We start from the raw sequence: 17,034 nt of genomic DNA on the forward strand, positions 1-17,034 counted from the left end.
ACGTCAGGGCAGTCGTTGGGCGATGAATTCGGGTGGCAGCGGCTGGGCGCGCAGCTGCCAGGCGGCCGCCGCCTTGGCCGCGTCGACGCGCGTGCCCAGCGCGTCCAGCAGCGTCGCGCGCAGCGTGCGGCGCGCGTCCAGCAGGTCGGTCAGGGGCAGGGCGCCCTTCTGGTAGGCGATTTCGGCCGACTGGGCCACTTCGCGCGCACGCGGCAGCACGTCGGTTTCGTAGTGGCGCGCGCGGGCCAGCGCGGTGGCCGCTTCCAGCTGCAGGCGGCGCAGGTCGGCGGCGGCGCCGCGGCGGGTTTTTTCCAGCTGGTCCTCGGCCTGGCGCAGCTGGGCCAGCGCGCGGCCGATCTCGCCCTGGTAGTCGTAGCCCCAGGTCAGCGGCATCTGCGCGCGCAGCTCCACCAGCCGGTTGCTGGTGCCGGGGTAATGGTCGAACGAGGCGCCGACCGTGACGTCGGACCGGCGCAGCGCACGCGCGCTGTCGACCGCCGCCTGCGCCGCGCGCACGCGGGCCTGGGCGGCGCGCACGTCGGCGCGGCCTTCCAGCAGCAGCGCCAGGTCGGCGTCGCCCGGCGCGGGCGGCGTGGGCCAGCCGCCCTCCACGGCCAGGCGCTCGGCCTGCGGCATGCGGCCCACCAGCTGCGCCAGCACCAGGGCGGCGCGCTGTCGGTCCAGCTCGGCGGCCAGGGCGTCGGCGCGCACGCGCTCGGCCTCGATCTCGATGCGGTTGGCGTCCTGGCGCGCCAGGTCGCCGGCGCGCACGCGGCGCCCGGCGGTGTCGGCCAGCTGGCGCGCATCGCCCACCAGCGCCTGCATCAATTCCAGCTTCTGCTGCGCGGCCAGCAGGTCGTAGAAGCCACCCTGCGTGGCCAGCAGCTGCTGCACCACCACGTCCTGCAGGTCTTCCTGCGCGGCGCCCACCGCCTCGTGGGCGGCGCGGGTGCGCAGGGCGCGCTTGTCGCCGCGCTCCCAGGTCCAGTCCAGGCCGACGCCCTTGTCGAGCCGCTTGCGCGTCAGCAGCGGGCCGGCGCCAATGCCGTGCTGCAAATCGATCGACGACACCTTGGCCGACAGCACCGGCAGCGGCGCGTGGTTGGCCGCCAAAATGTCGGCGCGCGCCGCCTCCAGCCCGCCGCGGGCGATGGCCACGTCGAGGTTGGCGCGCGCCTCCTGCAGCGCCTGCGGCAGCGTGAGCGACTGCGCAGCCGCCGGCAGGGCCACGGCCAGCCAGGCGCACGCGCACAATAGCGATCTGGTGAATCTGCTTTCCAACATGCGGCTGTTTGTCGCACCGCACCACTGACCGCGACCTGACCAGCGCCCACCGCAAAATCACGTAGCCATGCGCATCCTCCTCGTCGAAGACGACCCGGTGCTGGCCGACATCGTCCAGCGCAGCCTGCGCGCGCACGGCCACCGCGTGGACGCCGCCGCCGACATGGACACCGCGCGCCTGTGGTGGCGCACGCAGCCGTTCGACGCCGTGCTGCTGGACCTGAACCTGCCCGCCAGCGCGCACCCGCGCAGCGGCCTGGGCAATGGGCTCGACCTGCTGCGCGAGGCGCGCGCGCGCGGCGACCGCACCCCGGTCATCGTGCTGACGGCGCGCGACCGCACCGAACAGCGCATCGCCGGCCTGGACGCCGGCGCCGACGACTATCTGGGCAAGCCTTTCGAGCTGGCCGAGGTCGAGGCCCGCCTGCGCGCGCTGCTGCGCCGCGCCCACGCCACCGACGACCGGGTGGTGCTGGGCCGCCTGGTGCTGGACCGCCGCGCGCGCCGCCTGGCGCTGCACGACGCGCCGTGGGAGTTGCCGGCGCGCGAGTTCGAGGTGCTGTGGGAGCTGCTGACCCCGCCCGGCCGCGTGGTCAGCAAGCGCATGCTGTCCGACAAGCTGTCCGACAACGACGACCCGCTGGGCGACAACGCGCTGGAAGCCTTCATCTCGCGCCTGCGCAAGAAGCTGGCCGGCAGCGGCGCGCAGATCCGCACCCTGCGCGGGCTGGGCTACCTGATCGAGGCCGACGACGACGACGCCCGCGCCCCGGCGCGGGACGACTGAGCGCCATGGGCCGGCCGGCATCGCTGCGCACGCGCCTGGTGTGGGGCGTGGCGCTGCCGCTGGTGCTGACCTGGAGCGTCGGCACCGGCGTCGCGCTGTGGATCGCCAGCCGCTACGTGCACCAGGCCTACGACCGCGCGCTGCTGGACGACGCCTACGCCGTGGCCGCGCAGGTCGAATCCGGCCCCGAAGGCCCGCAGCTGGCGCTGAGCCAGGCCGAAATGGCGGCGCTGCTGTTTGACCAGACCGAGCAGGAATTCTTCGTCGTGCGCTCGCTCGGCGGCCGGTTCCTGGCGGGGCACGGCTCGGTGCCGCAGGCGCCGCTGCCGGCGCTGGGCCACGTCTTCCACGACGACAGCATCCACGGCCGCGCGGTGCGCATGGTCAGCCTGCGGCGCAAGGCCAGCGACACCTTCGTCGTCGTGATGGCGCAGACCATCGGCGGCCGGCGCGCGCTGCTGCGCGAGCTGGTGCTGTATTCGGCCGCCGCCCAGGCCGTGCTGCTGGCCCTGCTGGTGGTGTGGCTGCGCAGCGGCATCGGGCGCCAGTTGCGGCCGCTGGCCCGGCTGGAAGACGCGGTGGACCAGCGCGACGCCGACGACCTGTCGCCCCTGCCCGCGCCGCTGGCCGCCGCCGCGCCCACGCGCGACATCGCGCGATTGGGCCATTCGATCAATTCGCTGCTGGCGCGGCTGCGCGACAGCCTGGCGGCGCAGCGCGAATTCAGCGGCAACGTGGCGCACGAGCTGCGCACGCCGCTGGCCGGCATCCGCGCGCAGGCCGAATACGCGCTGTCGCAGGACGACCCGGCGCAGTGGCGCGCGCAGCTGCAGGGCATCCTGCGCAGCCAGGCGCGCGCCAGCCACTGCGTCGACCAGCTGCTGGCGCTGGCGCGCGCCGACGAGGCCCGCGCCGCCCTGCAGCTGAAGGCCGTGCCGCTGCATGATCTGGCGCGCGAGGTGCTGCTGCGCTGGCTGCCGCGCGCCGACGCCGCCGGCGCCGACCTGGGCGCCAGCGGGCTCGACACGCCGGTGTGGGTGCGCGCCGACGCCCTGCTGCTGGAGGGCGTGCTCGACAACCTGATCGACAACGCGCTGCGCTACGCCACCACCGGCGCCGCGCCGCGCATCACGCTGCTGCTGTCGGCGCAGGGCGACGCCGCCACGCTGGAAGTGCAGGACAACGGCCCCGGCATGCCGCCCGACGAGCGTACGCTGGCGCTGGCGCGCGGCGTGCAGGGCGCCGACGGGTGCGCGCTGGGGCAGGGGGCGGGGCTGGGGCTGGCGATCGTGCAGCGCTACGCCCAGCTGCTGGACGCGCACTTCGAACTGGACGCCACGCCCGGCGGCGGGCTGGCGGCGCGCTTCACGCTGCCGCTGACGCAGCCCGCGGGCGCAGGCGCGATGAGCTGATCAGCCGCCGCCCAGGCCGATGGGCGCCGGGGCGTTCATCACGATGCGGGTGAACAGCTGCTCGTACACCGGGTCGGGCTTGTACTTGCCGGTCAGCGGGTCGCAGTTCTTCTCGAACTCGGCGTCCAGCTCTTTCCAGTCGGCTTCGGTCAGCGTGCGCTCGGCCTCGGGCAGGATCACCGATTCTTCGAGCCGCATGTGCTCCAGGTACTGGCTGACGTACTTGGTGAATTCGTGCAGGAAGACCTGCTTGCGCGACTCGCCCATCAGTTCCCAGCCCAGCAGCAGGTGCTGGATGTCGCGCACGGCGATTTCGGTGTACTGGTGGTCGCGGTCCAGCCGGGCAATGGCGTCGGCCGTGTGGGGCGACGCCTTCTTGACGCGGGGAAACAGCAGCTCGGTCTCTTTCGGGTGGTGCAACCGCTCGGGAAACTCGTCGATGTAGAACAGCATCGCCCGCAGCACGTCGAAGAAGTTCTTCGGGTTGTCCTGCGGCCCGCGGTCGACCATCATGCGCATCGATTGCAGCATGGCTGCCAGCGACGAATGCTCGTCGCGGATGATCTCCAGACTCCGGTGCCTCATGATGCGTCTCTCCAGTATTCGGTCAGCCCAAAGTGTAAGTGTCGCGTGCGGCGCCCGGCATGATGTGAGTCAAGGCTCCGGCGTGTCCGATCCGCGCTGTGGCGCGCGCTCGTCGGGCTTCCAGCGCTTGAGCAGCAGCGCGTTGGTCGTCACGCTGACCGACGACAGCGCCATCGCCGCGCCGGCCAGCACCGGGCTCAGGTAGCCCAGCGCCGCCAGCGGAATGCCGGCCGCGTTGTAGACGAAGGCCCAGAACAGGTTCTGCCGGATCTTGGCCACCGTGCGGCGCGAAATGTCCAGCGCCGCCGGCACCAGCGCCACGTCGCCGCGCATCAGCGTGATGCCCGCCGCGTGCATGGCCACGTCGGTGCCGCTGCCCATGGCCATGCCCACGTCGGCCGCCGCCAGCGCGGGCGCGTCGTTGACGCCATCGCCGACCATGGCGACCACATGGTGGCCGCCGTGCGGCTTCTTGCCCCTTCCCCCGCTGGGGGAAGGTGGGGATGGGGGCTGCGCCGCATCGGCCGGCGCGGCGCTGCCTTCGGCGGGGGCGGCCCCCGCCCAGCGGGGGAGGGCGTTGGATTGAAGCGCCTGCACCGCCGCCGCCTTGTCCCCCGGCAGCACGTCGGCCAGCACCTCGCCGTCTTCCGGCTTCAGGCCCAGCCGCCGCGCCATGGCTTCGGCGGCGCCGCGGTTGTCGCCCGAAATCATCACGCAGCGGATGCCGCGCGCGTGCAGCGCGTCGATGGCGGCGCGCGCGCCGGGCTTGGGCTCGTCGCCAAACGCCAGCAGCGCTACCGCCTGCGGGGTGCCGCCGTCGGCCGTGCGCACCGCTACTATGGAAACCGTAGCGCCCTGCGCTTGCTGGTCGTGCGCTGTCGCCTCAAAAGGCTGCAGATTCACGCCCAGTTCGCCCATCCAGCGCTGGCTGCCGATCAGCACCTCGTGCCCCGCCACGCGCCCCTGCGTGCCGCGTCCGGGCACGGCCTGCACGTCCTGCGGCGCGTCGGCGGCCAGGCCGCTCTCGCGCGCGGCCGCCAGCACGGCGCGCGCCAGCGGGTGTTCGCTGCCCGACTGCAGGCTGGCCGCGGTCTTCAGCGCCGCCGCCTCGTCCACGCCCGGCGCCGCCACCAGCGCCAGCAGGCGCGGCTGGCCCACCGTCAGCGTGCCGGTCTTGTCAAACGCCACCGTATCGACCTGGTGCGCCACTTCCAGCGCCTCGGCGTCCTTGATCAGGATGCCGAACTTCGCCGCCACCCCCGTGCCCGCCATGATGGCCGTCGGCGTGGCCAGCCCCAGCGCGCACGGGCAGGCGATGACCAGCACCGCCACCGCGCGGATCAGGGCCGTCTCCAGCCCCAGGCCGCCCAGCAGCCACCCGCCCAGAAAGGTGCCCAGCGCGATCAGCAGCACCACCGGCACAAAAACCGCCGCTACCTTGTCCACCAGCCGCTGCACCGGCGCCTTGACGGCCTGCGCGTCCTGCACCAGGCGGATGATGTGCGCCAGCACGCTCTCGGCGCCGGCCGCCGTCACGGTCATCAGCACGCGGCCGTCGCCGTTGATGGCGCCGCCCGTGAGCTTGTCGCCCACCGCCTTGGCCACCGGCAGCGGCTCGCCCGTGAGCATGGATTCGTCCACCTGCGTGGCGCCTTCCGTCACCGTGCCGTCGGCGGGAATGCGCTCGCCGGGGCGCACGGCGAGTTGGTCGCCCGCGCGCAGTTCATCGACCGGGATGTCTTTTTCGGCGCCGTCCCAGTCGATCAGGTGCGCCACCTCGGGCCGCAGCGCGTGCAGCGCGCGGATGGCGGACGTGGTCTGCCGCTTGGCGCGCTCTTCCAGCCACTTGCCCAGGCGCACCAGCGTCACCACCACGGCGGCGCTCTCGAAATACAGGTGCGGCACATGGCCATCGGCGTGCGGCTTGCCCAGCCACAGCCACATCGACAGCAGCCACGCCGCCGTGGTGCCGATCGACACCAGCAGCTCCATGTTGCCGCTGCCGCTTTTCAGCGCGCCCCACGCCGCCTTGTAAAAGCGCGCGCCCAGCCAGAACTGCACCGGTGTGGCCAGCACAAACTGCACCCACGGCGGCGGCATCCAGTGCCAGCCAAGGGGCATGCCCAGCATCGGCAGCACCAGCGGCGCGCACAGCAGCAGGCCCACGCCCACGGGCCAGAAGCCCGCCCACGGGCCCACGTCGGCAGCGTCGATGGCGGCATCGGCCGCGCGCGGCTCGTAGCCGGCGTCGCGCACGGCGCGGCGCAGTACAGGCTCCATGGCAGCAGCGCCGCCCGCGTCCGACGCCAGGGTGACGCGCGCACTCTCGGTCGCCAGGTTCACCGCCGCGTCCTGCACGCCCGGCACCTTCTTCAAGGCCTTCTCGACCCGCGCCACGCAACTGGCGCAGGTCATGCCGCCGATGCCAAGGTCGAGGGGGGGTGATGGTTTCGTTCATGGGGGCGAGTGTGGGGCTTGACATGATGGGAGGGTCAAGACCCCGATGGGGCGCGGAATGCTTTACGTCCCCGTCGCCTGATGTTTCTTCGCCCGGCAGCTTAGAAGGCCAAACACTGTAGCGATGTGAGTTGACGCATAGTATGCGAAGTAACAATCGAATAAAATTCTGCCCAAAATTAATACTAACCATCATGAATCAAAACAATCTAATCGATCAAACAGACTCGCTATTTCGAGCCATAGGTCAGACTGTAGTCAGATTCCAACAAGTTGAGCAATGGTTGGCTGAGGAATTGGCTTTGCTTCTCCGCATGCACGAAAAAGACGATCAGTATCTCGTCTCTGCAGCAATGAGCTTTAAACAGAAAGTCGATCTTCTCGTAGAAATCTTTCCTCGTCGATTAGAACGGCACCCAAAACTGTCAAAAATAGAAGCTGCTGACGTGCGAAAAGCGCTCTATGCAGCTGAGGACTATCGCAATCGGGTGGTTCATTCTTTTTATGCTGTGGAATCTAGCGATTCACATCGATGGATTAGGACAAAGGGCTCACTCCGAGGCAGGAAGGGTTTTTCGCTAAATTCAGTAGAAGCTAATATCCATATTTTTAGAGAGTGCAATGATGCCCTTCGCGTTATACGGGAATGGAGCTTGGAAGAACCAGAAGCCATACACGAAGCTACAGCCGTTCTTCTGAAATATATGAAGGGTGACGCATAAAACTATATGTCTTATCCTCTAAGGTTCTTAGGCTCTTCCGATTTTCCCGTCAAAAACCAACGAACACTGCAGTGCGACGTCGATCATTGCCCACTTGACACTCCCCTCATGTCAAGGTTCATGATCCCCTGATCGATCACGCTGAAAGGAGCACCCATGACCACCCCCCCAGCAATTCACCGTCACCGGCATGACCTGCGGCCACTGCGAGATGGCCGTGAAGCGGGCGATCAAGACGCTCGATCCGCAGGCCGAGGTGAAGATTGACCGCGCCGAGAATCGGGTGGAAGTGCAGTCCACCCAGCCGTACGACGCGATTGCCGCCGCCATCCGCGAGGAAGGCTACGCGGTGGCGGCGTGAGCGCGCCCATGCCCGCAGCGTCGGCACCGTCCACGCTGCCGGTGACCATCGGCGAGGCCGCGCGCGCCTCCGGCGTGTCGGCCAAGATGGTGCGGCATTACGAATCGCTCGGGCTGCTGGGCGACATCACGCGCACCGATGGCGGCTACCGGCTGTACGCGCCGGCCGACGTGCACACGCTGCGCTTTATCAAGCGGGCGCGCGACCTGGGTTTTTCGATGGCCGAGATCGCCGAGCTGGTGAGCCTGTGGCACGACCGCCAGCGCGCCAGCGCCGACGTCAAGCGCGTGGCGCAGGCGCACCTGGACGACCTCAAAAAACGCATCGCCGCCTTGCAGGACATGCGCAGCACGCTACAAAATCTGTTGCAATGCTGCCATGGCGACGAGCGGCCCGAGTGCCCCATCCTCGACCAGCTGGCGGGCACGTGACGGCGCACGCCGCGCACGCGGCCATGTCATCCAACTTTACAAACCGACATGCGCCACTGAAGTTCGCGATACACGCGCCGCGCACACTGCATGCCAAGCCGGTGCCGTGCCTTGCTTCCCGCAGGCCTGCCGGCCAGGCTCGTATCCCGAGCGCATGACTGAAAGGACATGGATCATGACTCTGACCCCGAAACGCCTGTTGATCGCCGCTGTGCTGGCCGCCAGTGGCGCCCTTGCCATCGCCCAGGCGCCCGCGCCGGCCAACCAGCCCGCGGCGGGCGAAGCCTCGGCCGCACGCCCCGGCCCCGGCGGCAAACGCATGGACCCGGCGCAGATGCAGCAGCGCATGGCCGAACGCCGCGCCCAGCGGCTGGCCGCGCTCAAAAGCGACCTGAAGCTGACCCCGGCGCAGGAAGGCGCGTGGAACCAGTTCGTCGCCGCCAGCCAGCCGCCCGCCATGGGCCAGCGCGGCCCGATGATGGACCGCGCGCAGATGGCGCAGCTGACCACGCCGCAGCGCCTGGACCTGATGGACAAGCGCATGGCCGAGCGCCAGGCGCACATGAAGCAGCGCAGCGACGCGGTGAAGACCTTCTACGCCCAGCTGACGCCCGAGCAGCAGAAGACCTTCGACAGCCGCCCGATGCGCGGCGGGCGCGGCGAAGGTCGCATGCACGGTGGCGGCATGCACGGCCACATGCATGGCGGCCCGGGCATGATGGGCCGCTGACCGGCCATCATGGGCTGACCCCACCCTGGCGCGGCGCAGACTCCTAGGGCCCACGGCGTCCTGCACCGTCAGGGCGCCGTTTTTTTATGCCGATTCGGGCACATTGCGCTGGCGGGTGTTACGCAAGCAGCTATACTTTTTGCAGTCCTGCGGCCCCGGCGCCACACCGCTCTGGGCGCGCGGGCCGATTGGACGTAAGCTGCGCACGTGCCCTACACCGCCCCACCCCCCCCTCCTTTGCCGCCGCGCCCGCCGCGCGGCACCCTGAAGCTGCCCGACGTGCGCACCGTTGCGCTGACGGCGCCCCTGAACTGGCTGGCGCTGGGCTGGCGCGACCTGTGGCGCATCGGCATGCCCAGCCTGTTGCACGGCATGCTGCTGACCACCTTCGGCCTGCTGCTGCTGATGCTGGCGCGCGACCAGTTCTGGCTGCTGGCGGGCGCGTTCTCGGGCTTTCTGGTGGTGGCGCCGGTGCTGGCCACCAGCCTGTACGCGCTGTCGCGCGCGCTGGAGCGCGGCGAGCCGGCCAACCTGCGCACCATCGGCAAGACGTGGACGCGCTGGCAGTTTTCGCGCTATGCGGTGCACGGCGGCTACTGGAGCCTGGTGCGCTTCGGCCTGCTGCTGTCGCTGGCCGGCACCGGCTGGGTGCTGACCTCGGCCGCGCTCATCACCGTGCTGGCGCCCGCGCCGGTCAACACGCCGACCGACTTTCTGCGCCATGTCGTGCTGACGCACCGGGGCTACCTGTTCGAGCTGTGGCTGACCATGGGCGCGCTGATGGCGGCGCCGCTGTTCGCGTCCAGCGTGGTCAGCATGCCGATGCTGCTGGACCGGCGGGTCGACGTGCTGCAGGCCGTGCTGACCAGCTGGCAGACGGTGATGACCAACCCCGGCGCCATGGCGCTGTGGGCCGCGCTCATCATGGGGCTGACGCTGCTGGGCATGGCCACCATGGTGCTGGGCCTGATCGTGATCCTGCCGTGGCTGGGCCACGCCAGCTGGCACGCCTACCGCGCGCTGGTCGACACCAGCAACCTGCCGGAGCGCCTGCCGCCCGAAGGAAAAGCCTGATGTTCGGTTTCAACGAAGAGCAGATCGCCTGGTTCGGCCTCACGATTGGCGTGGGCGCGTTCATGCTCTACATGGTCTTCATCATCGGGCACCTGGCCTGGGAAGCCAAGGCCGGCAAGTTCGGCACCTTCGTGCTGTTTCTGGCGCTGGGCTTCGGCATGGTGGGCTTCGTGGCCAAGATGCTGATCGAGTGGTTCATCGGCCAGTAGGGCTGCCCCCGCCCGCCGCAAGACCCCCGGGACAAACCTGTGGATGACGCTGGCACAAGCCGCGGGTTGTCCACAGCGCGGCCGCCGGGCCGGCAGTTGTCCCCACTCGCGCGGCGCGGCGCCGGCGGCTTCTCCACATCCGGCGGCCTGCGCCAAGTGCGCGTCGCGCCTGGGCTTTTGCCTTCTGTCCACAAAACGGCAGGGCACCTACTACGACTACTATCTATTCTTTAAAGAAAAAGAAACAAGTCAGCGCAGCGCCTCAAGGCAACGCCGGGCAGCCTGCCGCGCTGTTACAGCCGCGCACCGAAAGCCGTCTGGCCGCGCGCGGGCGACTGTTAAGATCGACCCGCTTTCTTCGCCCCCCGTTCCGCCCGTGCGGACTTCACCCGAGACGCCTTCGCGCCCATGTCCGTCGCCCTCGCCGGTCGCAGCCCCCGCACTTTCGACATCAAGAGCGCCAGCCTGCCCTTGCTGGCGTTGCGCCTGAAGTCGCCCGACATCGACCTGCTGGCCGACGAGCTGCTGGCGCAATACGGCGAGATGCCCGACTTCTTCGAAGACGACGGCGTGGTGCTCGACTTGTCCACATTGGCCAACGACCAGGGCGACGCCGAGATCGACTTCCAGCGCGTGGGCGAACTGCTGCACGAGCGCCGCCTGCGCCTGCTGGCCGTGCGCGGCGGCAGCCCCGCCCAGCAGGACGCGGCGCGCGCCATCGGCCTGCTGCTGGCGCCCGACACGCGCGTGCAGACGGCGGCGCGTGTCGACGAACCGGCCGACCCGACGTCGGGCAAACCCGCGGCGCCGGTGGCGGCGCCCGACCTGCCTGCGCCCGGCGCGCTGGTCATCGACCGGCCGCTGCGCTCGGGCCAGCAGGTGTATGCGCGCGGGCGCGACCTGGTGGTGCTGGCCATGGTCAACCATGGTGCCGAGGTCGTCGCCGACGGCCACATCCACATCTACGCGCCGCTGCGCGGCCGTGCCCTGGCCGGCGCGCGCGGCTGGAGCGAGGCCTGCATCTTCGCGCGCGAAATGCGGCCCGACCTGGTGTCCATCGCCGGTGTCTATCGCACCAGCGAAGAGCCGCTGCCCGACACCGTGTGGGGCCAAGCCGCCATGGTGCGGCTGGCCAGCACCGACGCGGGCGACAAGCTCATCTTCGACCCCATCGCCGGCTGAGATGCCGCGCGTGGGCCTGTTCCTGAACCCTCTTTCTTCGGCACGACCCAAGGTGCGCTGACATGGCAAAAATCATTGTGGTGACTTCCGGCAAGGGTGGCGTGGGCAAGACCACCACCAGTGCCGCCTTTGCTTCCGGGCTGGCGCTCAAGGGCCACAAGGTGGCGGTGATCGACTTCGACGTCGGCCTGCGCAACCTGGACCTCATCATGGGCTGCGAGCGCCGCGTGGTGTACGACTTCGTCAACGTGATCCACGGCGAGGCCAACCTGACGCAGGCCCTCATCAAGGACAAGCAGTGCGACAACCTGTTCGTGCTGGCCGCCAGCCAGACGCGCGACAAGGAAGCGCTGACGCGCGAAGGCGTCAAGAAGGTGCTGGACGACCTGGCCGCCATGGACTTCGACTACATCATCTGCGACTCGCCCGCCGGCATCGAAACCGGCGCGCTGATGGCCATGCACTACGCCGACGAGGCGCTGGTGGTGACCAACCCGGAAGTGAGCAGCGTGCGCGATTCCGACCGCATCCTGGGCATGCTGGGCAGCAAGACGCAGCGCGCCATCGACGGCGCCGAGCCGATCAAGGAGCACCTGCTCATCACCCGCTACAACCCCAACCGCGTGGCCGACGGCCAGATGCTGAGCCTGGAAGACATCCAGGACATCCTGCGCATCAAGCTGATCGGCGTCATCCCCGAAAGCGAGGCCGTGCTGCAGGCGTCCAACCAGGGCCTGCCGGCGGTGCACTTGAAGGGCACCGACGTGGCGGGCGCGTATTCCGACGTGGTCGAGCGCTTTCTGGGCCAGGACGTGCCGCTGCGCTACATCGAGGCCGAGAAGCCCGGCTTCTTCAAGCGCCTGTTCGGGAGGTAAGCGGCATGTCCTTCCTCTCATTTTTTCTCGGCGAGAAGAAGAAGACCGCCAACGTCGCCAAGGAGCGGCTGCAGATCATCCTGGCGCACGAACGCGCCGGCCGCCCCGCGTTTGCGCCCGATTACCTGCCGGACCTGCAGCGCGAGCTGATCGAGGTCATCAGCAAGTACGTCAAGATCGACCCGAAGGACATCAAGGTCAACCTGGAACGCCAGGACGACCTGGAAGTGCTGGAAGTGAAGATCGAGCTGCCCGAAAAAGCCAACGCGGGCTAGGAGTCTGCGCGCCGGGCGACGCCTCACGCGCGTCCGGTAGCGCTCCCGTATTATTCGGTCCTTTCCTCTTCACCCAGGCGCGCCCCGCCCGCGCCCCGCGGCCATGCCCCAGGACATCCACCCCGCTGCCGAACCGACGTTGCGCCCGCCGGAGAATGACGCTGCGTCGGGCGTGTGGCGCTGGCTGCTGGCGGCCGTCGTGGTGGCGGTCATCCTGGTGGGCGCGTACCAGGCCTACCGCTGGCTGGTGAGCGACGTCGAGCGCCGCCGCGCCGTGGCCGTGGAGCCGGCGCCCGCGCCTGCCTCCACACCCGTGGCCATGGCGCCGCCGGCCGAACGCACGCCCCCGCCCGTGGCCCGCGCGCCTGCTCCTGCACCGCCGCCTGCCGCGGCGCCCAACGAAGGCCCGGCGCCCGCCGTCACCGGCCAGTCCATCCACAAGTGCGTGGTGGACGGCCAGGTGACCTACAGCAACCAACCCTGCCCCGATGGCGCCATCAGCACCACCCTGCAGGCCGACACGCCGGGCACCGACCCCAATGGCGTGGCCGGTTCGGCCGGTGACAGCGTGCCCGCCGTGCTGGTCGCGCGCCCCGCCAGCCTGAGCGTGGGCGACCCCGGCTCGCAAACCGCCGTCTGCGGCTACCTCAAGGCCGAGATCGAACGGCTCGACTTCGAGTTCAAGCAACCGCTGCCGCCCGCCGTGTTGGACCACATCTCGTCGCAACTGGCCAGCCTGCGCGCGCGCCACGGCGAAGCCAAGTGCGCCCCGCTGACCAAGCCCGTCGACAAAAAGCCCGCCGCTGCCGCCCCCAAGCGCCCGCCGCCCAAGGTCGTCGAGGAAAAGCGCGGCGACTGAATAGCTACGAAATAGATAGCTGAAACCGCGCATCCTGCTTGCGCAAGGCAGCGAAAAGACCGAGGCACTTCGCATCGGAGCCTTGTCTGGCGCAGACAAAACAGCCGGACGCAGAGGACGCAGAGATTTCGCAGAGGACGCAAAAAAAACCAACAAACATGCTTTTTGGCTGTTCTTTTGCGTCCTTCGCGGATCCTTTGCGTCCTTCGCGTACGGCTTTCGATCTTGACGCCGCCGCACCCGGGCGCCCCCCCGTAAAAAACCCCAGCACGCAGGCCGGGGTTTTTTGTTCATGCCGCGGTCAAGCCGCGGCCCAGGATGTCATCAAGGTTTCGTCGCCGGTGCCTTCGGCAGGCCACCGCGCGGGGCCGCGGCCGACGCGGCGCTGGCCGGCAGGGCGGGCCTCAGGTCGGACGGCAACGCCGGTGCGCCGCCAAACGAAGCGGGCGGTGGCGTGCTGCCCGCCCCGTCGGCTGGCGTGCGCGGGGGGGCCGGGTGGGGGCAGCCTCTGCGCACTGCCGGCCGGCGGGTGGGCGGACGAGCCGGTCGTGCCCTGGGCCCCAGCGGGCAGGTTCCAGGCCAGTGCCGTGGTCATCAGCAGCGCGGCGGGGACGGTGCGCAGGATGCGTCGTTGAGACATGTGCGAATACCTTTCGGTGGTTGAACACGACGCCAGTCTGCCTGCCCGCGGCGTTACATGGCGGGCACAAACGTTGGCGATGTAACGATGTGAATGCACACTGACATTACATTCGGGCGGCCGCATCGGCGGGAACTTTCCGTGCCTCGGCAGCGGTGTGCGCATCGTCCGAAAGCGCCCGCCGGCGCGCCGTTGCCGCACGCCGCGGCTGGAAAAAAACCCGGTGGCGCACTGGAAAATGCGCCTTTACCCTCACGACCATCGGGCGCGGGGGCGCCGCGACTTCAGGCGCCGGGAGCGCCCTGGCCCCACCCCCACCTTTGGTCGCCCAGCGCCTCGCCAGCAGGGTGCGGCGCGTTCGCAGCGCGGCACGCTGACCGCCGGCAGGCGGGCAAGTCGGCCCGCGTCGAGCCGTGCCCGCCCATGGTCTGGGTCTGTTTTGTTTTTTGTTTTTGCGTCCACCCGCGTGCCGCAGGGGCCGTTGGGTGGGTGAACGCGATTCGCACATTCATGTTGCAGGAGAACGCATGGCGAAGGAAGAGCTGATCGAGATGCAAGGCATCGTCAACGAAGTGCTGCCGGACACGCGCTTTCGCGTGACGCTGGACAACGGCCACGAGCTGGTGGCCTATTCGGCTGGCAAGATGAAGAAGAACCACATCCGCATCCTGGCGGGTGACCGCGTGTCGCTGGAGCTGTCGCCCTACGACCTGACCAAGGGCCGCATCAACTTCCGCCACCTCGAGCGCCGCGGCCCGCCCCCGACCGGTGGCGGTGGCCAGCGTCGGCGCTGACCGCCCGGGTTCGCGCAGTGCCCCGGGCCGCAGGCCTTCGCCGCCTGTGTCTGCACTGCCTTGTCGTGGCCGGCGCCCTCGGCGCCATGGGGTTGGCCACATCGGCGCCGCCCGCCGCGCCCGCCACGTCCCTGGCGTCATCCGGCGCCGCTGCCATGCCCACCGCTTCGACTGACGCCGTGGCGGCCGCCTTCGCCGCCCACCCGCGCACCGGCTTTCTACCGCCCGAGCTGCGCGCGCAGGCCGCCCACGATGGCCCCCTGCCCATCGGCCACGGACAAACCAATTCGCAACCGCGCACCGTGGCCAGCATGCTGCGCCTGCTGCAGGTCGAGCCCGGCATGCGCGTGCTCGATGTCGGCGCCGGCTCGGGCTGGAGCACCGCACTGCTGGCGCATCTGGTCGGCGCGCAGGGCGAGGTGCGCGGCGTCGAGCTGGTGCCCGAACTGGCGCGCTTCGGCGCCGCCAACCTGGCCGCCACAAGGCAGCCGTGGGCCAGCATCGCGGTCGCCACGCCCGGCGTGCTGGGCCTGCCCGATCAGGCGCCATTCGACCGCATCCTGGTGTCGGCCGAGCCGAAAACGCTGCCGCAGTCGCTGGTTGACCAGCTGCGCGACGGCGGCGTGATGGTGATTCCGGTGGCGGGCGAGATGCTGCGCGTGGTGCGGCGCGGCGCGCAGACCGAGGTCACGCGCCATGGCGGCTACCGTTTTGTGCCGCTCAAGTAGCTGAAAGCAAATACCGAATACCGGACGCAGAGGACGCAAAGGATTCGCAGAGGACGCAAAAGAAACAGCCAAAAGAAATTTTTTGGTTTTTTTCTGCGTCCTCTGCGGAATCTCTGCGTCCGGCTGTTGGATGGGTGCTGTCAAAGACACACAGTCCAAGCCATTTGCAGGCCCAGCGCTTGCCCCTCCAGCGCAGGCAGCTACTGAACCTATAGCATCAACCGCGCGTCGCCCGGCGCGCCCGCACCGCCTCCGCCAGGCCTTCAAGCACCGGCACGGTCTGCGCGAAGCTGATGCAGGCGTCCGTCACCGACACGCCGGGCTTGAGCGGCTGGCCGGGCACGATGTCCTGGCGGCCTTCTTCCAGGTGGCTTTCGATCATCACGCCCATGACGCGGCCATCGCCCGCGGCCACCTGGGCGGCCACGTCCTTCGCCACCTCGATCTGCCGGGCGTGCTGCTTGCTGGAATTGGCGTGCGACAGGTCGATCATGACCTGCTCGCGCAGCCCGTTTGACTTCAGCAGCGCGCAGGCCGCGTCGACGTCGGCCTTGGAATAATTGGGCGCCTTCCCGCCGCGCAGGATCACGTGGCAGTCGTCGTTGCCGCGCGTTTCAAAGATGGCGCTCTGCCCCATCTTGGTCAGGCCCAGAAAGGCGTGCGGCGACTGCGCGGCGACGATGGCGTCGGCGGCCACCTTCACGCCGCCGTCGGTACCGTTCTTGAAGCCGACCGGGCAGCTCAGGCCGCTGGCCAGCTGGCGGTGGCTCTGGCTCTCGGTGGTGCGCGCGCCGATGGCGCCCCAGCTCACCAGGTCGCTGATGAACTGCGGGCTGAGCAGGTCGAGGAATTCGGTGCCCACCGGCAGGCCCAGCGCCAGCACGTCCAGCAGCAGGCGGCGCGCCATCTGCAGGCCTTCGTTGATGGCGTAGCTGCCGTCCAGGTGCGGGTCGTTGATGTAGCCCTTCCAGCCCACGGTGGTGCGCGGCTTTTCGAAGTACACGCGCATCACCACCAGCAGCTCGGCCGCGTGGCGCTCGCTTTCAGCCTTCAGGCGGCGCGCGTAGTCCAGCGCCTGGGCGTGGTCGTGGATGGAACACGGGCCGACCACCACCACCAGCCGGTCGTCGTGCCCCTGCAGCACGCGCGAGATCGCGCTGCGGCTGTGTTCGACCAGCGCCTGCGCCGCGTCGGGCGCGGGCAGCCATTCCTGGATCAGCGCGGGTGTGAGCAGCGGGCGCACCGCGCGGATGCGCAAATCGTCGATGCGGGTGGTGTCGTGGGTGGACGGGTTGTCGATGTCTTGCATGCCCCGATTATCGGTACTTTGTGCCGCCAGCGCTGGCGGGTACAGCGAAAGCAGCTATGAAAATGGGAGTCACACGGGCGCCGGCGCCGCGTCCGCGCGCTGCCGCAGCATGCCGATGGCCCCGAACGGGCAGCGCACCGCGCACAGCGCGCAGCCGGTGCAGCCGGCTGCGTCATCCAGCGTCGAGGTCTTGCGCCTGCCCGCCGCGTGCAGCGACAGCACATGCGGCGCGCACACCGCCACGCACCAGCCGCAACCCGTGCAGCGCGCGGGGTGGATGACCGGCAGGGCGCGGGCTTTCATCGCTTGCGCCGCCGCGC

At 69.5% G+C, this 17,034-nt stretch carries 20 protein-coding genes; 14 read left to right on the forward strand and 6 right to left on the reverse strand.

All coding sequences use genetic code 11. The features are described 5' to 3' along the window. Window positions 1–3: 3 nt before the first annotated feature. Window positions 4–1,230: a TolC family protein gene (locus R0D99_RS00355; protein WP_317749453.1), complete on the reverse strand. Its 1,227-nt coding sequence runs from the start codon at window positions 1,228–1,230 to the stop codon at window positions 4–6. Between the two features lie 121 nt (window positions 1,231–1,351). Here R0D99_RS00355 and R0D99_RS00360 point away from each other — a divergent pair, with 121 nt between their 5' ends. Then, on the forward strand, window positions 1,352–2,071 hold the full coding sequence (locus R0D99_RS00360; RefSeq protein ID WP_317749454.1) for a response regulator transcription factor: 720 nt from the start codon (window positions 1,352–1,354) through the stop codon (window positions 2,069–2,071). Between the two features lie 5 nt (window positions 2,072–2,076). After that, on the forward strand, window positions 2,077–3,483 hold the full coding sequence (locus R0D99_RS00365) for a sensor histidine kinase (RefSeq protein ID WP_317749455.1): 1,407 nt from the start codon (window positions 2,077–2,079) through the stop codon (window positions 3,481–3,483). Here the strand turns inward: R0D99_RS00365 and R0D99_RS00370 are convergent, their stop codons facing one another. Beyond that, entirely contained in the window at window positions 3,484–4,068 is a 585-nt protein-coding gene (locus tag R0D99_RS00370) for a hemerythrin domain-containing protein (protein WP_317749456.1), read from the reverse strand. 69 nt (window positions 4,069–4,137) lie between these two features. Next, window positions 4,138–6,483, reverse strand: a complete 2,346-nt coding sequence (locus R0D99_RS00375) for a heavy metal translocating P-type ATPase (RefSeq protein ID WP_317749457.1) — start codon at window positions 6,481–6,483, stop codon at window positions 4,138–4,140. Between the two features lie 236 nt (window positions 6,484–6,719). On the opposite strand from R0D99_RS00375, the gene R0D99_RS00380 reads away from it, so the two are divergent. From R0D99_RS00380 to R0D99_RS00425, 10 genes are all read left to right on the forward strand, one after another. After that, entirely contained in the window at window positions 6,720–7,247 is a 528-nt protein-coding gene (locus tag R0D99_RS00380; RefSeq protein WP_317749458.1) for a hypothetical protein, read from the forward strand. 190 nt (window positions 7,248–7,437) lie between these two features. Next, the gene (locus R0D99_RS00385) at window positions 7,438–7,608 is read left to right on the forward strand and encodes a heavy-metal-associated domain-containing protein (RefSeq protein WP_317749459.1); all 171 of its coding nucleotides are present in this window, start codon (window positions 7,438–7,440) and stop codon (window positions 7,606–7,608) included. Between the two features lie 8 nt (window positions 7,609–7,616). After that, the gene (cueR, locus tag R0D99_RS00390; protein WP_317749460.1) at window positions 7,617–8,039 is read left to right on the forward strand and encodes a Cu(I)-responsive transcriptional regulator; all 423 of its coding nucleotides are present in this window, start codon (window positions 7,617–7,619) and stop codon (window positions 8,037–8,039) included. A 175-nt stretch (window positions 8,040–8,214) separates the two neighbouring features. Further along, a complete protein-coding gene (locus R0D99_RS00395) occupies window positions 8,215–8,769 on the forward strand; it encodes a Spy/CpxP family protein refolding chaperone (protein WP_317749461.1) in 555 nt (184 codons plus the stop codon). A 207-nt stretch (window positions 8,770–8,976) separates the two neighbouring features. Next, window positions 8,977–9,843: a DUF2189 domain-containing protein gene (locus R0D99_RS00400; RefSeq protein WP_317749462.1), complete on the forward strand. Its 867-nt coding sequence runs from the start codon at window positions 8,977–8,979 to the stop codon at window positions 9,841–9,843. Continuing rightward, window positions 9,843–10,052 (forward strand): DUF2788 domain-containing protein, encoded by a 210-nt coding sequence (locus tag R0D99_RS00405; RefSeq protein ID WP_317749463.1) that lies wholly within the window; start codon window positions 9,843–9,845, stop codon window positions 10,050–10,052. The genes R0D99_RS00400 and R0D99_RS00405 overlap by 1 nt, the downstream gene beginning before the upstream one ends. A gap of 408 nt (window positions 10,053–10,460) precedes the next feature. Next, window positions 10,461–11,234 carry a septum site-determining protein MinC gene (gene minC / locus R0D99_RS00410; RefSeq protein ID WP_317749464.1) on the forward strand — a complete coding sequence of 258 codons (774 nt, stop codon included), beginning with the start codon at window positions 10,461–10,463 and terminating at the stop codon, window positions 11,232–11,234. Between the two features lie 62 nt (window positions 11,235–11,296). Next, window positions 11,297–12,109 (forward strand): septum site-determining protein MinD, encoded by an 813-nt coding sequence (gene minD, locus R0D99_RS00415; RefSeq protein WP_317749465.1) that lies wholly within the window; start codon window positions 11,297–11,299, stop codon window positions 12,107–12,109. 5 nt (window positions 12,110–12,114) lie between these two features. Then, on the forward strand, window positions 12,115–12,384 hold the full coding sequence (gene minE / locus R0D99_RS00420; protein WP_317749466.1) for a cell division topological specificity factor MinE: 270 nt from the start codon (window positions 12,115–12,117) through the stop codon (window positions 12,382–12,384). Window positions 12,385–12,487: 103 nt separating this feature from the next. Next, the gene (locus tag R0D99_RS00425; protein ID WP_317749467.1) at window positions 12,488–13,243 is read left to right on the forward strand and encodes a DUF4124 domain-containing protein; all 756 of its coding nucleotides are present in this window, start codon (window positions 12,488–12,490) and stop codon (window positions 13,241–13,243) included. 301 nt (window positions 13,244–13,544) lie between these two features. Here R0D99_RS00425 and R0D99_RS00430 read toward each other — a convergent pair whose 3' ends face one another. Then, window positions 13,545–13,883 carry a hypothetical protein gene (locus tag R0D99_RS00430; protein ID WP_317749468.1) on the reverse strand — a complete coding sequence of 113 codons (339 nt, stop codon included), beginning with the start codon at window positions 13,881–13,883 and terminating at the stop codon, window positions 13,545–13,547. Window positions 13,884–14,410: 527 nt separating this feature from the next. Here R0D99_RS00430 and infA point away from each other — a divergent pair. Next, window positions 14,411–14,677 carry a translation initiation factor IF-1 gene (gene infA / locus R0D99_RS00435; RefSeq protein ID WP_317749469.1) on the forward strand — a complete coding sequence of 89 codons (267 nt, stop codon included), beginning with the start codon at window positions 14,411–14,413 and terminating at the stop codon, window positions 14,675–14,677. 65 nt (window positions 14,678–14,742) lie between these two features. Then, window positions 14,743–15,405: a hypothetical protein gene (locus R0D99_RS00440; protein ID WP_317749470.1), complete on the forward strand. Its 663-nt coding sequence runs from the start codon at window positions 14,743–14,745 to the stop codon at window positions 15,403–15,405. 217 nt (window positions 15,406–15,622) lie between these two features. On the opposite strand, the gene R0D99_RS00445 is transcribed toward R0D99_RS00440, so the two are convergent. After that, a complete protein-coding gene (locus R0D99_RS00445) occupies window positions 15,623–16,714 on the reverse strand; it encodes a 3-deoxy-7-phosphoheptulonate synthase (protein WP_317749471.1) in 1,092 nt (363 codons plus the stop codon). A gap of 69 nt (window positions 16,715–16,783) precedes the next feature. Continuing rightward, complete coding sequence (locus R0D99_RS00450; protein WP_317749472.1) at window positions 16,784–17,017, reverse strand: ATP-binding protein; 234 nt, start codon at window positions 17,015–17,017, stop codon at window positions 16,784–16,786. Between the last annotated feature and the right edge of the window lie 17 nt (window positions 17,018–17,034).

It is taken from the genome of Ottowia sp. SB7-C50 (assembly GCF_033110285.1).
Taxonomy (GTDB): domain Bacteria; phylum Pseudomonadota; class Gammaproteobacteria; order Burkholderiales; family Burkholderiaceae_C; genus Ottowia.

Coding starts and splice junctions, on each gene's coding strand:
- R0D99_RS00380 (WP_317749458.1), top strand. CDS start 6,720: ATGAATCAAAACAATCTAATCGATCAAACAGACTCGCTATTTCGAGCC.
- minD (WP_317749465.1), top strand. CDS start 11,297: ATGGCAAAAATCATTGTGGTGACTTCCGGCAAGGGTGGCGTGGGCAAG.
- R0D99_RS00395 (WP_317749461.1), top strand. CDS start 8,215: ATGACTCTGACCCCGAAACGCCTGTTGATCGCCGCTGTGCTGGCCGCC.
- R0D99_RS00370 (WP_317749456.1), bottom strand. CDS start 4,068: ATGAGGCACCGGAGTCTGGAGATCATCCGCGACGAGCATTCGTCGCTG.
- R0D99_RS00430 (WP_317749468.1), bottom strand. CDS start 13,883: ATGTCTCAACGACGCATCCTGCGCACCGTCCCCGCCGCGCTGCTGATG.
- R0D99_RS00425 (WP_317749467.1), top strand. CDS start 12,488: ATGCCCCAGGACATCCACCCCGCTGCCGAACCGACGTTGCGCCCGCCG.
- R0D99_RS00385 (WP_317749459.1), top strand. CDS start 7,438: ATGACCTGCGGCCACTGCGAGATGGCCGTGAAGCGGGCGATCAAGACG.
- R0D99_RS00445 (WP_317749471.1), bottom strand. CDS start 16,714: ATGCAAGACATCGACAACCCGTCCACCCACGACACCACCCGCATCGAC.
- minC (WP_317749464.1), top strand. CDS start 10,461: ATGTCCGTCGCCCTCGCCGGTCGCAGCCCCCGCACTTTCGACATCAAG.
- minE (WP_317749466.1), top strand. CDS start 12,115: ATGTCCTTCCTCTCATTTTTTCTCGGCGAGAAGAAGAAGACCGCCAAC.
- R0D99_RS00405 (WP_317749463.1), top strand. CDS start 9,843: ATGTTCGGTTTCAACGAAGAGCAGATCGCCTGGTTCGGCCTCACGATT.
- R0D99_RS00450 (WP_317749472.1), bottom strand. CDS start 17,017: ATGAAAGCCCGCGCCCTGCCGGTCATCCACCCCGCGCGCTGCACGGGT.
- R0D99_RS00375 (WP_317749457.1), bottom strand. CDS start 6,483: ATGACCTGCGCCAGTTGCGTGGCGCGGGTCGAGAAGGCCTTGAAGAAG.
- infA (WP_317749469.1), top strand. CDS start 14,411: ATGGCGAAGGAAGAGCTGATCGAGATGCAAGGCATCGTCAACGAAGTG.
- R0D99_RS00360 (WP_317749454.1), top strand. CDS start 1,352: ATGCGCATCCTCCTCGTCGAAGACGACCCGGTGCTGGCCGACATCGTC.
- cueR (WP_317749460.1), top strand. CDS start 7,617: ATGCCCGCAGCGTCGGCACCGTCCACGCTGCCGGTGACCATCGGCGAG.
- R0D99_RS00365 (WP_317749455.1), top strand. CDS start 2,077: ATGGGCCGGCCGGCATCGCTGCGCACGCGCCTGGTGTGGGGCGTGGCG.